At 62.3% G+C, this 15,412-nt stretch carries 11 protein-coding genes; 6 read left to right on the top strand and 5 right to left on the bottom strand.

From position 1 onward, the window contains the following. Positions 1-13 precede the first annotated feature (13 nt). Positions 14-793 carry a hydroxyacylglutathione hydrolase gene (gloB, locus tag QWI18_RS10045; RefSeq protein ID WP_192134673.1) on the bottom strand — a complete coding sequence of 260 codons (780 nt, stop codon included), beginning with the start codon at positions 791-793 and terminating at the stop codon, positions 14-16. A gap of 99 nt (positions 794-892) precedes the next feature. Between gloB and QWI18_RS10040 the strand changes: the two genes are divergently transcribed. From QWI18_RS10040 to QWI18_RS10025, 4 genes are all read left to right on the top strand, one after another. Continuing rightward, complete coding sequence (locus tag QWI18_RS10040) at positions 893-1,651, top strand: class I SAM-dependent methyltransferase (RefSeq protein ID WP_065986459.1); 759 nt, start codon at positions 893-895, stop codon at positions 1,649-1,651. A gap of 45 nt (positions 1,652-1,696) precedes the next feature. Further along, positions 1,697-2,149 carry a ribonuclease HI gene (gene rnhA / locus QWI18_RS10035; protein ID WP_192134675.1) on the top strand — a complete coding sequence of 151 codons (453 nt, stop codon included), beginning with the start codon at positions 1,697-1,699 and terminating at the stop codon, positions 2,147-2,149. 240 nt (positions 2,150-2,389) lie between these two features. After that, positions 2,390-3,142 (top strand): DNA polymerase III subunit epsilon, encoded by a 753-nt coding sequence (gene dnaQ / locus QWI18_RS10030; protein ID WP_192134836.1) that lies wholly within the window; start codon positions 2,390-2,392, stop codon positions 3,140-3,142. Between the two features lie 61 nt (positions 3,143-3,203). Then, positions 3,204-3,770: a GNAT family N-acetyltransferase gene (locus QWI18_RS10025; protein WP_141695096.1), complete on the top strand. Its 567-nt coding sequence runs from the start codon at positions 3,204-3,206 to the stop codon at positions 3,768-3,770. A gap of 81 nt (positions 3,771-3,851) precedes the next feature. Here the strand turns inward: QWI18_RS10025 and QWI18_RS10020 are convergent, their stop codons facing one another. Then, complete coding sequence (locus QWI18_RS10020; protein ID WP_083232993.1) at positions 3,852-4,064, bottom strand: hypothetical protein; 213 nt, start codon at positions 4,062-4,064, stop codon at positions 3,852-3,854. 329 nt (positions 4,065-4,393) lie between these two features. Here QWI18_RS10020 and QWI18_RS10015 point away from each other — a divergent pair, with 329 nt between their 5' ends. Next, entirely contained in the window at positions 4,394-4,957 is a 564-nt protein-coding gene (locus QWI18_RS10015; protein ID WP_065986466.1) for an NADPH-dependent FMN reductase, read from the top strand. Between the two features lie 227 nt (positions 4,958-5,184). After that, the gene (locus tag QWI18_RS10010) at positions 5,185-10,476 is read left to right on the top strand and encodes a DUF6543 domain-containing protein (protein WP_369318766.1); all 5,292 of its coding nucleotides are present in this window, start codon (positions 5,185-5,187) and stop codon (positions 10,474-10,476) included. Positions 10,477-10,553: 77 nt separating this feature from the next. On the opposite strand, the gene QWI18_RS10005 is transcribed toward QWI18_RS10010, so the two are convergent. From QWI18_RS10005 to egtB, 3 genes are all read right to left on the bottom strand, one after another. Continuing rightward, the gene (locus QWI18_RS10005; protein WP_192134679.1) at positions 10,554-11,705 is read right to left on the bottom strand and encodes an acyl-CoA dehydrogenase family protein; all 1,152 of its coding nucleotides are present in this window, start codon (positions 11,703-11,705) and stop codon (positions 10,554-10,556) included. A gap of 3 nt (positions 11,706-11,708) precedes the next feature. Continuing rightward, positions 11,709-12,806, bottom strand: coding sequence for an enoyl-CoA hydratase/isomerase family protein (locus QWI18_RS10000; RefSeq protein WP_369318765.1), 1,098 nt, complete (start codon positions 12,804-12,806; stop codon positions 11,709-11,711). A gap of 138 nt (positions 12,807-12,944) precedes the next feature. Further along, complete coding sequence (egtB, locus tag QWI18_RS09995) at positions 12,945-15,092, bottom strand: ergothioneine biosynthesis protein EgtB (RefSeq protein ID WP_192134683.1); 2,148 nt, start codon at positions 15,090-15,092, stop codon at positions 12,945-12,947. Between the last annotated feature and the right edge of the window lie 320 nt (positions 15,093-15,412).

The following is a 15,412-nucleotide window of genomic DNA, read 5'->3' as shown; positions in this document are numbered from 1 at the left end:
ATTCGCAGCCTGTTTAGAACTTATCTTTCCATGCCCGCAGCACGGCAAAGACCTCTGTGGCCGTCGCGTTATGGGTTCCGCTCCGTTCGTCTGCTTTTTGTTTCACGGAGATGACGGCGGCTCGCAGAAACGGATTGGTCTTGCGCTCCAGTGCCAGCGTCGACGGCACACTGATACGATTTTGCGCACGCCATCGCGTCACTTCTTCAAAACGCTTCAGCACGTCGGCGTTGTCCGGTTCAACCGCCACGGCGAAGCGCAAATTGCTCAAGGTGTACTCGTGGGCGCAGTACACGAGGGTGCTGTCGGGCAGCTCGGCGAGTCGGCTCAGGGAATGATGCATCTGCTGCGGGGTGCCTTCGAACAAGCGGCCGCAACCGGCGGCGAACAGTGTGTCGCCGCAGAACAGCAGCGGCTGTTGTGCGTCGGCATGGTAAAAGGCGATGTGGCCCAGGGTGTGGCCGGGGACCGCATGGACGCTGAATGTCAGGCCGAGTACGGTGAGCTGATCGTTGTCGGACAGGGCCACGTCCCGCGCCGGAATCTTCTCATTGGCCGGGCCGTAGACCTTGGCGTCGGTGAGCGTTTTCAGTTGCGCGACGCCGCCGGTGTGGTCGGCGTGGTGATGGGTGATGAGAATGTCGGTCAGGCGCCAGTCCGGGTTGCGCTCAAGCCAGGCGATGACGGGGGCGGCATCACCCGGGTCAACCACGGCGCAGCGTTTGACGGCATTGTCTTGTAACAACCAGATGTAGTTATCGCTGAAAGCGGGCAGGGCATCGACCTGTATCATGGCGCGGTTCGCTTGGCTGGAAACATAGAGAAGCATCTTAGGGTCTGAACAGACTCGAGGCGAGTCTCTATCGCAATGACCCTCTCATGGAGACCGGAAATGACCGATGAAGCGTTCGCCCAGGCCGATCCCGAGTGGCTTGAGCTGATCAGCGCCGCCCGCGACTGGCTGTCCGGGCCCCTGGGGCAGTTGTTGCTGGAAGAAGAAAGCCGTGTGCTGGAGCAAGAGCTTGAGCGTTTTTTTGGCGGTTATCTGGTGCATTACGGCCCGTCGGCGCAAACGCCGCCGGCGGCGAAGCAAGTGCAGCGCAACGTGCGACTGGGCGCGCCGTTGCCGGGCGTCGAGATTGTCTGCGAAGAGCAGGCCTGGCCTTTGAGCGAGCACGCCGCGGATGTGGTGGTCATGCAGCACGGTCTGGATTTCTGTCTGTCGCCCCACGGCCTGTTGCGCGAAGCCGCCAGCAGCGTGCGCCCCGGCGGGCATCTGGTGATCGTCGGGATCAACCCCTGGAGCACCTGGGGCATCCGCCATTTCTTCGCCAATGATGCCCTGCGCAGGGCGCGCTGCATCTCGCCATCGCGGGTCGGCGACTGGCTTAACCTGCTGGGCTTCGCGCTGGAGAAACGCCGCTTCGGGTGCTATCGTCCGCCGCTCGCTTCGCCCAAGTGGCAGGCTCGTCTGGCCGGGCTCGAACGTCTCGGCGATGGCTGGCAAAGTCCCGGCGGCGGCTTCTATCTATTGATCGCGCGCAAGATGAGTGTAGGGCTGCGGCCCGTGCGCATGCCGCGCCGCGAGCCCATGGGCAAACTGCTGCCTCTGCCGATGGCCAAGGTCAATCGGCGCACGCCCGAGCCCTGATTCACCGGCTGACGCCACGCTTTCTCAATTTCTGGAAACATCGTAATGAGCGATACCGTAGAACTCTTCACCGATGGCGCCTGCAAGGGCAACCCGGGCCCCGGCGGCTGGGGCGCGTTGCTGGTGTGCAAAGGCGTCGAAAAAGAACTCTGGGGCGGTGAAGCCAACACCACCAACAACCGCATGGAGCTGCTGGGCGCCATTCGCGGTCTCGAAGAACTGAAGCGGCCGTGCGAAGTGATCCTGGTGACCGACTCGCAGTACGTGATGAAAGGCATCACCGAGTGGATGGTCAACTGGAAGAAGCGCGGCTGGAAAACGGCAGCGAAGGAACCGGTAAAAAACGCCGATCTGTGGAAGCAGCTGGACGAGCAGGTCGGCCGGCACAATGTGAGCTGGAAGTGGGTGCGCGGCCACATTGGCCATCCTGGTAACGAGCGCGCTGACCAGTTGGCGAACCGTGGTGTGGATGAAGTGCGCGGTATCAAGCACGCTTGATCAAGACACAGTCTTGGTGACGCTGATGATGACGAGTGTAGGAGCCGGCTTGCTGGCGAATCCATGCGTTCAGCCGACATCTTCATCCCTGACACAACGCGTTCGCCAGCAAGCCGGCTCCTACAGAAACAGCGTGCGCCCGTCGCCAGAAGGCGATAGCTGCGCGCGCACATCCCAAAACCGCCATGCTAATATCCGCGCCTGAAGCTGAGGCGGTAGGCAATGACTGTACAAAACATCATCACTGAACGAAGGGTTGTCCTCGATACCGAGACCACCGGTATGCCCGTCACCGACGGCCACCGGGTCATCGAAATCGGCTGCGTCGAGCTGATTGGCCGGCGTCTGACCGGGCGGCATTTCCACGTTTACCTGCAACCGGACCGGGAGAGTGACGAGGGCGCCATTGGCGTTCACGGCATCACCGACCAGTTCCTGATCGGTAAACCGCGTTTCGCTGAAGTCGCCGACGAGTTCTTCGAGTTCGTCAAAGGCGCGCAGCTGATCATCCACAACGCGGCGTTCGACGTCGGCTTTCTGAACAACGAATTCGCCCTGATCGGCCAGCACGATCGCGCCAATCTCAGCAGTTACTGCACGATCCTCGACACCCTGGCCATGGCCCGCGAGCGTCATCCGGGCCAGCGCAACAGCCTTGATGCGCTGTGCAAACGCTACGACGTCGACAACTCCGGCCGTGAGCTTCACGGCGCATTGCTCGACTCCGAGATTCTCGCGGAAGTCTATCTGGCGATGACCGGTGGCCAGACGACCCTGTCGCTGGCCGGCAACAACGACGGAGAGGGCGGCGCCGATCGCCCATCGGAGATCCGCCGCATCGCCAACCGCACGCCGGGACGCATCATCCTCGCCAGCGAGGCCGAACTGGCGGAGCACGAAGCCCGGCTGGCCGTGATCGCCAAATCCGCCGGTGCCCCGGCCCTGTGGACCCAGTTGCTCGAAGCCCAGGTTCAGGCCCGGGCGGAAGCCTGAAGGCGGCAGCGGCCTTCATAGAAGGTGATGTCGATCCCGGTAATCGTGCAGGAGGCACATGGTGAACACGTCCAGCCCGACTTTCAGCATTCGTGTCGCTGACGAATGCTTCGAGGATTACATCCTCAATAGCGAGTTCACCTTCACCGTCACCGGCTATGCCCGGGTGCAGATCGGCGAGCCCGTGGCGCAGTGGCACGTCGATGCAGTCGAGCCTTACCTGAAAAATTACGGCATCGATTCCGAAGAGTTCTGCAATTATCGGGACGCCGCCGACGGCACGGTGCTGGTGGCCTGGCTCGATGAGCAGCCGGTCGGGCATGTGGTGGTCAGCGAGCATTGGAACGGTTTCGCTCACATCGACGAGCTGGCGGTCGATACCGGGGCGCGACGCAATGGCGTGGCACAAAAGCTGCTGGATGTGGCGCAGTTCTGGAGCCGCAAGCGCGGGCTGCCGGGCATCACCCTGGAAACCCAGAACAACAATCTGGAGGCGTGCCGGTTATATGAGCGCTACGGGTTTGTGGTCGGCGGGGTCGATCATCTGCGGTATCGCGCGATAGAACCGTTGACGCAGGAGGCGGCGATTTTCTGGTATCTGCTGTTCGACGCCCCGGGCGTCGATTGAAGCGGCAAGCCCCTCTGACCTGACTCATGGCCGCGCGATGTCAGCGGCCTGTGTGGAAAGAGGCGGGCTTGCAGCGGTGTTTCAATGCTCTCGTATGAGCTTGACCTTGCCCTGAATCAACTCGAATTCCTCTCCGCCCAAATGTTTGACGCGGTCGCCAATGGCCAGGCGATAAGTGGAAACGGGCTCCTTTCCATCAGCCTCGTCAGGCTGTGATTCACGGAATTCATGCACCGAGTAAACGCGTCCCTCCGCATCCCTCGCATGAAATTGCCCAACTAGAACTGAAGCCATTTGCTTTGTAACCTCTGGAAATAACTGCTCGTTTTCGCTCGCATCCTAACACCGCGAGTGAATAAACCGTGTCCGCTTGTAAGGTAATTCCCAAATTTGTCCGGGGACCTTATTCGCCTAAGGCAGTCAGACCGCCGTTTCCGGGGGGAGTTTTCGGCGATTGGAAAAATAGTCGCGACCGACGGTAGCACGGCCCGCCCAAAGCAGGGGCCGATAACCCACGGGCCAGCATCGAACGCTTCGATGATTAGCAACGGAAAAACAACACAGAATTGCACTCATGTTTCATCTATAACTGTTGTCTCCTCCCACAGCAGAAGGTCCGTTTCATGAGCCAGGTTCATTCGATTGCAGTCATCGTCGGCAGCTTGAGGAAAGACTCCATCAACCGCAAAGTGGCCCACGCACTGGCTGAGCTGGCGCCGTCCAGCCTGAAGCTGAGCATCGTCGAAATCGGCGACCTGCCGTTGTACAACGAAGACATCGACGCGGATTCGCCGCCTGCCGCTTACACCGCCTTCCGTCAGGCCCTGCAGGGCGCAGACGGGTTTCTGTTCGTCACCCCCGAATACAACCGTTCAGTGCCGGGCGCGCTGAAAAACGCCATCGACGTTGGCTCGCGGCCCTACGGCAAAAGCGCATGGGGCAGCGCCAAACCGGCGGCCGTGGTCAGTGCGTCGCCCGGGGCGATCGGTGGTTTTGGCGCCAACCAGCATTTGCGCCAGTGCTTCGTGTTCCTCGACGTGCTGTGCATGCAGCAACCGGAAGCCTATCTGGGCAACGCCGGGACCTTCTTTGACGAACACGGCAAGCTGAGCGAGAAAACCCGCCCGTTCCTGCAGAACATCATCGATGCATTCGCCGGCCACGTTGCGCGCACCTTGAAAGCCTGATCATCTGTACCGTCTTTCGGTGAAAGGGCCTGCGCGCAACGCCGCGTGCCGGCCCCTCGCACCCACCGCGCAAGATCGTCGCGCCTTCGTCAGTCAATCCTGAATTTCCTTGCCCGTGTATAGCGTTATGTACCGCAATCGCGGTGGATTTCTTCCCTACGCTCCCAGCCTTTCCTGCCCATGCCCGGCCAATGCCGGCCGTGGGCGCTTGTGCTCAAGGAGTTGTCATGTCCACCGTTACCACCACGTACTTCAACAGCGCGTCATTGCGACGGCGCTTCCTCGAAGAACTCGACCGCGCCGTCACTGCCGATCTTCTCGTGTCATCCGAACAGACTTGGCTGAAACGCGCAGCAGGCGCGCCGGCAACCGATGATGCCGATCCGGTCCGAGTGGATCAGCTGCTGCTCAATGACGGCCTGCCCAACTCGCTGGAGCTCAGCGCGGCGTTGATGTTCAGCCATGGCCAGACCGCCGATCCGCGTGTGTTTCTGTTTACCCTTGCGTCCGGTGTTGAAGCTTTCGAAGATCGCGCACAGCTTTTGGCGACGCTGCTCAGGCGATTTGCCAACGATGATCCATTGGCCTCGTTCGAATACGAAAAAATCGACGGCGATGCTTTCCAGGCGCAAATGGAAGCCATCGTTGAGTACCAGGCCCATTCAGTCAGGCAGTTCACCGACCAGTTGAAGCTGATCCCGGACCTGATCGGCGCGGTCAATTCGTCCCTGGCCCTGCAGCTGCGCCGGCTGTTGCCGGATCAGCAGATGGATCCGGCGACGCACCTCATGCGCCTGGTGCAGCCGGCTTCCAGTGCCGAAGAAGAACTCGTGTTCAGGACCCAGACGCTGGTTCAAACGGCGTATGAAGCCGTGTGCCGTGCCGAGCTGGACCAGGGCGTGACGATGCAGTACCTGGATGCGCAGGGGCGAGTGGCGAGCGACAGCGATGCGGCGTTGTTCGCTCAGGCCATACGCGAGACGATTCCTGCGGTGCCTGCTCGATTCGCCCAATTGCTAAGCGACTATTGGGGGCAGCGACACGCGGCCGGTTCGTGCCGTGACATGGCCATGCAAATTTACGCCACGAGCCTGTGCCATGAGCTCTACCGTTATGGCCACGAGGCGAATCTCACTCGGCAGGAGCAAGCGTTGTTGCGGCCGTTGCTCGTGGCCGGGCCGCGCTTTACCGCATCAGACGCCGAGTTCCACTGCAGTCGTCTCGCGCTGCATGTGCCGGGCGCCCCTGCAAAGCCACTGGCCGGCACCCTGGTCTTCGATGTCAGCCCGGCAGCGTTGCCGTTGCTGTGGTTTACGCCGGAGCACGGCCTGCGCCGATTCGCCAATCTGACGGCGCTGAGTGCCTTTTGCTCGACCCCGGAAGGACGCGAGATGCTCCGCCCGACACTGGCGCTGGCCGATCAGCCCCTGTTGCTGCGCGAAGGCGCCCTGTCCCTTTCGATGCAACGCATCAGCGGGCCCCTGCTGGGCGAACGGGTTGATTCCATCCTTGCGCTGCAGGCGCGCAATCTGCAGTTCGTCACGGGGTTGTCGACCGAGTCGGAAATGATCTCGGCGATGTACGACGACGCGCTGGACGTGCGCCAACTGATCGACCCTCGTCAACTGCACTTCAGCGCCGGACGCTGGCGCCGCGAGCAGCCAATGGACTTCGCCGCCGTCTGGTGCAGCAGCGCCAACGATGACTTGGTGGTGGCCGTCACGGAGCCAGAGAGCATTGGCAGTCAACTGTCAGCGTCCGACCCTTCCCAGCCGACCCAACTGCAACCAACGCCGCCTTCCTGGCTGGAGCGAACCCAAGTGTTCGATGCCAATGCGGCGCATCTTCGCGAGCTGGACAACGTCCTTGCCGGTTACGCCGAGCAGGCGCTGCAACGATATCTGTGCGTGGCGTCGGCCCGGGGATTGCGCGCGAGCGAGGTGCGGGTGCGCTGGCTGGAGTCGCTGCCGCTGGGCTCCTCCGATGTCGAACCAGACTCCGTCGCCATCAGTGAGACCTTGAGTGCCACGTCGATGGATCTGGTGGCGCTGTTGCTGGAACGCGTCAGCGGACACCGTTGCGATCCGCTCGAATCGTCGGCGCAGGTGCTGCTCACCGCCCAGGCCGCGGGGGCACACCTGGATATCGAGCTCATCCGCTTCATGCTCAAGCGCGTGGCGGCGGATTTCATCGAACGTTATCTCGACCACTTCAGGCGCTTGCGCACGGGCCTTGCGCGTCTGGGCGACAGGCAGCTGCAACCGGTTGCCATGGCGCTGGTCCTCAGGGAAGACACGTTGCGGCTCGATCTGGCACTGCGCCAGCGAATGGAGCAGGTGACAAGCGCGTCGGCGAGCATGGTCATGCAAGTGCTGAACGCGCCGGTCCGCGCGCAGCGGACCGAGCCGGGGGCGCCGACCACTGAAGTGTTTGCGGTGTCGCTGGTCTACGGCCCACAGCCGGGGGCCACCCTCAGTGACTCAATGGCCCTCTGGCAACCCCTGGCCCTCGATGCGGGCGTGATGTTCTGGAGCTGCCAGCTGGGCTGGGAGTATTTCGTCTCCAAGCAGGCATTGAGCGACAAAATAGGCAGTCGCTTGCGTGGCGCTCATAGCGAGCGTTGGCTGGCGCTTTTGGGGGAACGCGACCGTGTGCTGCTGCGCAACCACCTGCAAGCGCACCCTGCGGGTCCGATTCGCATTCATTTCAGTCATCGCGCCGGCCACGCGATCGAGGCGTTGCAGCAAAGCGTGTTTGACCGACAGTCACAGAACCTCCAGCAGATGTGCGCCCGCGCCCGGCGTTGTCGCTTTGAAGCCGGGCTGTTCACGCGCCTTGCCCGGGCCACCGAGCTGGACACGCAATTGATCGAGATGCTCGATGCCCTGTCGGTGCGGATCGATAACACGCTCTTTCAAGAGCTGCTGCCGGACTGGCTGAAGGCGGCATCGCCCGGCGACCTTCGAGCGTATAACGCGATATGGCGTCGTTTCTTTCTGGCCAGCGACGGCGAGGAAGACTTTCTCTTCGACATCCCGACGCTCTCGGATTACGCACGCGACCGGCTGCTCGAACAGATGCGCAAGGATTTTCCCGAGCATGTCCTGCACCCCGACGAGATCACCGTCACCCAGCGCCGCTACGTTGCGGCGCCCACCGGCGTTGGCCAGATCCCGTCAGGGATTCCGGCCGCCACCCTCGTGCACAGTGAGACGCTGACCGATTACGCGATCAATCGCTTTTCCGACATCCCGGACGGTGTATTGAGCATCAATGACGCCGGCGACCCAGAGGCAGCCCGCCTGATCACGCCCGATTACCTGCGCAGCACGGTGCGAAAGCTGGACGTCGGCACAGGATTCAGGACGCTGCTGCGTCAGACGTTGAACCCCGCGGATGCCAAATGGGTGAGGCGCAACAAGCTGTTTATCGACCAACTGCCACCGATGATGCAGGCGGTGGCGATGCAGCAGAAGCTTGAAGGACAGCTGAGCGCCGAAGCCTACGCGTTCATCTCGCGTGTGGTTGAGATGCCTGACGGGATCGCCCGTGAACCGGTCAACGGGGTGCGCGTCATTATCAGTGCGTTGCGGCTGGTCGCCGACGCAGGCATGACGCCCGACATCCTCAAGGGCATTTATCTGATCTGCGCCGAGGCGGGCGCCAGCGGTCCGGTGATCCTGCACGCCGTGTTCCACCGCGATTTTGTCTTCCGCGAGTACGCCAGCCTGTCGGCGCTGGAGGCCGATATCCGCAGTGATGCGAGCCTGCAAGCGTTGTTGCTGCAGCGAGTGGACCCGGAAGTTCGCAAGCGGTATGAACACGGCGGCTTCATTGAGCCTCACCTGCCGTTCTTTGCGCAGGGGTTCGGGGATGTGCCGACACACACACCGGGTCCGGTCACGGTGTCACTGGCTGAGGAAAACGGCAACTCGCTGCAGTTCATGTTCACCGACACCATGAGCCTGCTGGTGGACATCGGTAAGTCCGACACGGTCACGAATCAGGAGGCCGATCACGCGTCACGCCAGTTTCTGGCGTCCCTTGGCCTTGAGCAGGTACTGAGTGTCATGCCCGGCAAGCTTGGCACGATGATCGCGCTGTGGCAGAGCCATACGTTGTTTCGTGCGTCAGCCGCGTCGGCCTCCGGGCGTCACTGGGGGGAAGCCCTCTCCGAATTTTCTGCCGCCCTGGGCGTCATGATGACGGCCCGGGACCAGGCTGAAAAAGACGAGTTGATCAGCGCCGATCTGGTGGAGGGCGAGGAGGTGCCTGCGCCGGTGTTCTTCTGGGGAGGCGCCACGCTCACAGGCGAGCAGCTGACCCGTCTGCATGCGCTGGAGGCCCGGAACGTCTCGCTCAAGGACTTGCGCCGGGACGACCTGCTGAGTCTGTTCATGAACACGGAAAACGGCAGGGCGTATGCTGCTGTTTCCGGGCGGGTCTATGAAGTGCGCCGTCAGGCCGAGAGTGGCCGCTGGATGATTATCGGCCCCGACCGATCGCCCGGCCCGAGCCTGAAGCTGGACGACAGGCAGCGCTGGCAGCTGGATATCGAGTCCGGTCTGAAGGGCGGCGGCGGGGCCATGACCAAACTGCGGAGCCACGCTGCCGATGTCAGTGCTGACGACGTGCTGCTTATCGAGGCCAGCGGCATGGCCGACATACGGACCTTCTATCGGGAGCGCGCCCAGCGTATCGGTGAAGCCCATCTGCAGGCCAAAAGGTACCTCGAAAATGCGCTGGACAACCTCAACGTGCATGCCCCCGGCACGCCGCTGGACCCGAGGGTCACGCAGATCATTGGCGACTTTTTCGGGGTCAGTGAGCCCGGTCAAGAGCTGCTGGTCGACACCGAACGCGCGGTCAAGGCGCTGTTTGATGAAGTGATGGATGCGTCGCTGTCACCCTATTCTTCGCCACGCTTTGTGGTGGGCACCAACCGCTCGGGGCGGGAGGGCACCATGGGCTTCGTCATTAAACGAGACCCGAAAAAGCGCGTGTTTCTGACCGACCGGTATTTTGATGCGCCGCCGTTTCCACTGAAGCCTGAGGCGGCGAACGAAGGGTTCGATTGCCCGGCCCATTACCGCGCGGCCACCTTGATCCATGAACTCTCGCATCTGGTGCTCGATACCCACGACATTGCCTACCTGGAAAGCACGGCGCCGTATCCCGACCTGCTGCTGGAAAACAATGCCAACAACATCAAGCTGAGGGGAGACATCGAACGCATGCAATCGTCTGGGTTGTCGCATCTGAGCGTGAAGAAGGACCTGTTTCTGCAATTCACGGACGGCGAGTGGCGCGATTTCGATGAGGAGGAGAGTTTCGAGTACGACGCGATCCTGAAGCTCACCAAGTGCAAGACCCTGGACGATGCCCGCGATGTGTTTATGAGCGATGCCCAGAAACGCAGCCGGGTTATTCTGGCCAACGCCGATTCGGTAACCCTGCTGGTGCTGCGGCTGGGGCGCCGAAGCTTTGTCGTGCCGAGCCCTTCGCCGGGCGGCCGCTGAGTGACAGACGCCGAGCCTTCAGGCTCGGCGTCTGTCCTTGATGGGCAGGCGCCGGTGTCGGCGAGCCGGCACGTACCTTACAGCGAGTAGTGGCGCAGCTCGCGGGCGATCAGCAGGCGCTGGATTTCGCTGGAGCCTTCGTAGATCTGGGTGATCCGCGCGTCCCGGTAGTATCGCTCCACCGGGTAATCTTCCAGATAGCCGTAGCCGCCGTGAATCTGCACCGCCTTGGAACAGACCCATTCGGCCATTTCCGAGGCGAACAGCTTGGCCTGGGACGCTTCCGACAGACAGGGTTTGCCCGCCGTTCTCAAGCGCGCGGCGTGCAGGACCAGCAGCCGTGAGGCGTTGATGCGGGTGTGCATGTCGGCCAGCAGATTGGCGACGCTCTGGTGCTCGATGATCGGCTTGTCGAACTGCACCCGCTCACGGGCGTAGCCCAGTGCCGCCTCGAATGCCGCACGGGCGATGCCCAGGGCCTGGGCGGCAATGCCGATGCGTCCGCCTTCCAGGTTTGAAAGGGCAATGGACAGTCCCTTGCCGCGTTCACCCAAGAGGTTTTCCGCCGGAATCCGGCAATCGCTCAGGGTCACGGCGCAGGTGTCGGATGCACGGATACCCATCTTGTGTTCCATGCGGTCGACGCGGTAGCCGGGGTTGTCGGTGGGCACCAGAAACGCTGACAGGCCGCGCTTGCCCAGCTCCGGGTCGGTCACCGCGAAGACGATCGCCAGCTGTGCGCGCTTGCCGTTGCTGACGAACTGCTTGGCGCCGTTGAGCACCCACTCGCCGTCTTTCAATTCGGCACGGGTGCGCAGGTTGTGGGCTTCGGAGCCGGCCTGGGGTTCGGTCAGGCAGAAGCAGCCGATGGCCTGGCCGCTGGCGAGTTTTTCCAGCCACTGTTGTTTCTGCGCGTCGCTGCCGTAATTGAGCACCGGCCCGCAGCCCACCGAGCTGTGCACGCTCATGAGCGTACCGGTGGCGCCGTCGGCGGCAGAGATTTCTTCGACGGCCAGCGCATAGGCGACATAGTCGATGTAGCTGCCGCCCCATTCCTCGGGGACGATCATGCCGAGCAGGCCCAATTCGCCCATCTTTGCCACGAGCGCGTCGTCGATCCAGCCGGCCTTTTCCCAGGCCTGGGCATGGGGCGCGATTTCATTGCGCGCGAAGTCCCGCGCCATGTCGCGGATCATCACTTGTTCTTCGGTCAATTCAAGATCTTGCATAGGTCACGCCTCATGACCGCTGAAGAAGCTTGCCACGTGCTCGGCATTCAAGGCCTGCACGCTGGAGGGGCTCCATTGCGGTTTCTTGTCTTTGTCGACGATCAAGGCGCGCACGCCTTCGATCAGGTCACCGCGTTCAAACCACTGGCGGTCCAGATGCAGCTCCAGGGCGAAGCAACGCTCAAGCGGCATATGCCGGCCGCGGCGCAGCAGCTCCAGAGTGACCGCCATCGCCAGGGGTGAACGGGTCTGCATCAGGTTGGCAGTGTCGACGGCCCAGGCATGGGTGTCGTGGACGGTCACCTCCAGCAGTTGTTCGATGATGCTCGGGATGTCCGGCAGCGCGAAGAAATGATCAATGGCCGGCCGCAGCTTTGCCAGCGGCGGCGCAGGCAAGTGCTGCACGCCGAGTTTCGCCAGCGCGCCCTGTACATCCTTGAGCGGGGTCAGGCTCCACTTCAGGTTATCCAACTGCAGATCGAGGTCTTCAAGGCGCTGGCTGTTGAGGTACCAGTTCGCCAGCCCGCAATACAGCGCATCGGCGGCCTGGATCTGCACGCCGGTGACGCCGAGGTAAATCCCCAGCTCGCCCGGTATCCGGGGCAGAAAGTAGCTGCCGCCTACGTCAGGGAAATAACCGATCGCCACTTCCGGCATTGCCAGACGGCTGCGTTCGGTGACCACGCGCAGGTCCGCCCCCTGGGCCAGGCCCATGCCACCGCCTAGCACGAAGCCGTCCATCAGGGCAATCACGGGTTTGCGGTAATGATGAAGGGTGAGGTCCAGCGCGTATTCTTCGACGAAGAAGTCCAGGTGCTCGTTTCGACCGGTTTTGAAGCTGTCGTACAGCGAGCGGATGTCGCCGCCGGCGCAAAACGCCTTTTCGCCTGATCCGCGCAGGACCACGGCGTAAACGTTGTCATCCTTCGCCCAGGCGTCCAGCTGAAACTGCAGCTGCCGCACCATGTGCAGGTCGATGGCGTTCAAGCCCTGGGGGCGGTTGAGGGTGATGTGACCGATATGATTGCGTACGTCGGACAGAACGCTCTCGCAGGCTGATTGCTCGCCCGCGTATTCGGCAGGTAGTACCTGAGCCGTCATCGCTGAATCCCTGTTGATTTTTGTTGTACTCAATTCCCGGCTGAACAGCCGGGATCCGTGAGGGTGCTGATGGATGCTACCAGCGCCATTTTGCAAATGAAAATGAAGATTCCTGCGGGGCCGGGCGCATGACCCCAGTCACGCCTGCAGGCTGAACAGCGCCATTTCCGGCGCCTCGCTGATCCAGCATTCGCTGACGGTCCACCCTGCACGGGCGGCCAATTCGGTGAACGATTCAACGGTAAACTTGTGGGAGTTCTCAGTGTGCAGTCGTTCCCCGGCGGCAAAGCGGAAGGTGTGCCCGGCGACGGTGACGCTCTGCTGCTTGCGGCTGACCAGGTGCATTTCCATGCAGGCCTGGTCGGCGTTCCACACCGCCAGATGATCGAAGGCGGACACATCGAAGTCGGCGTTCAGCTCGCGATTGATGCGGGTCAGCAGGTTCTTGTTGAACTGCGCGGTCACGCCCTCGGCGTCATCGTAAGCCGCTACCAGTGTCTGCTCATCCTTGACCATATCGACACCGACGATGAAATGCGCGTTTTCCCCCAGGACCTCATGGGCGCTGTGGAGGAAATCCACGGCCTGCTCGTGGCTGAAGTTGCCGATGGTGGAACCCGGGAAGAAGCCCACGCGGGTGTGGCCGTCGGCTTCTTCAGGCAGGGTGAGCACCCGGGTAAAGTCATCGACTTGCGGGGCAACGATCAGCGCAGGGTAGCGCTGGCGCAATGACCGCGCGGCCTTGTTGAGCGCCGTTGCGCTGATGTCGATCGGCACGTAAACGGCGATGTGCGGCGCGGCATCGAGCACCAGGCGCGTCTTCTCGCTGGCGCCGCTGCCGAACTCCACCAGCGCTGCGCCGGAGGGAATGGTCGCGGCAATCTGCGCGGCGATGCCTTTCAGCAGCCCGGTTTCGGCGCGGGTCGGGTAGTACTCGGGGGTTTCGCAGATGGCTTCGAACAGGTCGGAACCCGCTGCGTCGTAGAAATACTTGGGCGACAGGGTTTTCACCGCAGCGCCAAGACCGGCCACCACGTCCCGGGCGAATTCGCTGTCGTTCGGGTCCACGACGCCGGGCTGACGGCTGTCACGGGCCAGACGCAGGCCGGAGACCATCCAGCGCTTGTCGGCGTGGAAGAAGTTGCGGTAGGTCAGACGGCAATGATCGGGCGACGTGACGCTGGCGCCGCCGCGCAGGACCATCTGATTGACCATGAATTTGCCGTTGTACTCACCGACCGCGCCCACTGAGGGCTTGAAGCCTGGGTAGGCGCTGTAGGCGCTTTGCGTCCACTGCCAGGCGACGTCGTCCACCTGCTCGAGCAAGCCGGCGCGGGCGGCGGCTTCCCATTCCGCTTCGGTGGGCAGGCGCGCGTCGGCCCAGAGGGCGAATGCGGCGGCTTCGTAATAACTGATGTGGGTCACCGGCGCAGACGGGTCGATCGACTCAAGGCCGCGCAGGCTCATGCGCTTCCAGCCGTTCTCGTCGTGCTGCCAGTACATGGGCGAGTTCCAGCCGTTTTCCTGCACCAGGCTCCAGCCCTCGGACAGCCACAGGGCGGCAGTGTGGTAGCCGCCGTCGGCAATAAAACTCAGCCACTCGCCGTTGGTCACCAGCCGGTCGCTGATCTCAAAGGACTGCAAATACGTGGTGTGGCGCGGGCCTTCGTTGTCGAAAGAAAAACCGTCGCCGTCGTGGCCGATCTCGGTCAGGCCGGCGCTCAGCGGCTTGAAGTGACCGCGACGCCCCGATGGGTCTTTCGGCCAGCGCGGGCTGTAGGCGGGTTTCAGGGACGACAGGCTGAACAGATGAAGAATGTCCATCAGCAGCAGCTCCTGATGCTGCTCCTCGTGGGCAAGACCCAGCTCGATCAGGCTGGTCATCTCGTCGCTGAGCGGCGTCATCAACAGCGTCGTCATGTTTTCGTCGACGTGCCTGCGGTAGGCCAGCACCTGATCGACGCTTGGCCGGGTCATCAACCCGCGTTGGGGGCGGGGATGACGCGGGCCGACCGCTTCGTAATAGGAATTGAACAGGTAACCGAATGTCGGATCGAAGGCTTCATAACCCGGCAGATTCGGCGCCAGCAGAAAGGTTTCGAAGAACCACGTGGTGTGCGCCATGTGCCACTTGGCCGGGCTGGCGTCGGGCATCGACTGCACCACCATGTCCTCGGCGCTCAGTGGCTCGACCAGAAATTCGGTACGTTCCCGCACACTTTGAAAGCGCTGGCACAGGGTGTGGGTAGCGGATGTTTCACGAAGCTGGCGTAGTTGGCGCGTCATCAGGTGCTCTCCGGCGTTGCCGATGCCCGGTGGACCCGGTGGAGTGATTCCACGCAGCCAGGCGGTACGGCGATTCAGGGTTTGAGGCTCGTGTGGCCCGGAATGTTCAACCGAAATATCCAAACGAAGGATGGCCACTGCCCACGCGTACGTCGATGCCTTGAGTCATCAGCGTTTGCATGGATTTAACGGCACGCACCGAGTGTAGTCACAGCGTGGGTTGATTCGCGCAGTCGGTGACCGATGGCCAATGAGCGGCCAGTCTGCGTTACCCTGCCGGCCATTCCAGCGCAGTTGCGCTACCCAGGACGTACGTCTTG

Origin of the sequence: Pseudomonas sp. W2Oct36 (assembly GCF_041060465.1) — a bacterium.
GTDB classification, from domain to species: Bacteria; Pseudomonadota; Gammaproteobacteria; order Pseudomonadales; family Pseudomonadaceae; genus Aquipseudomonas; species Aquipseudomonas graminis_B.
The sequence above is the reverse complement of the archived record's forward strand: the minus strand, read 5'-3'. Positions and strand labels throughout refer to the sequence as shown.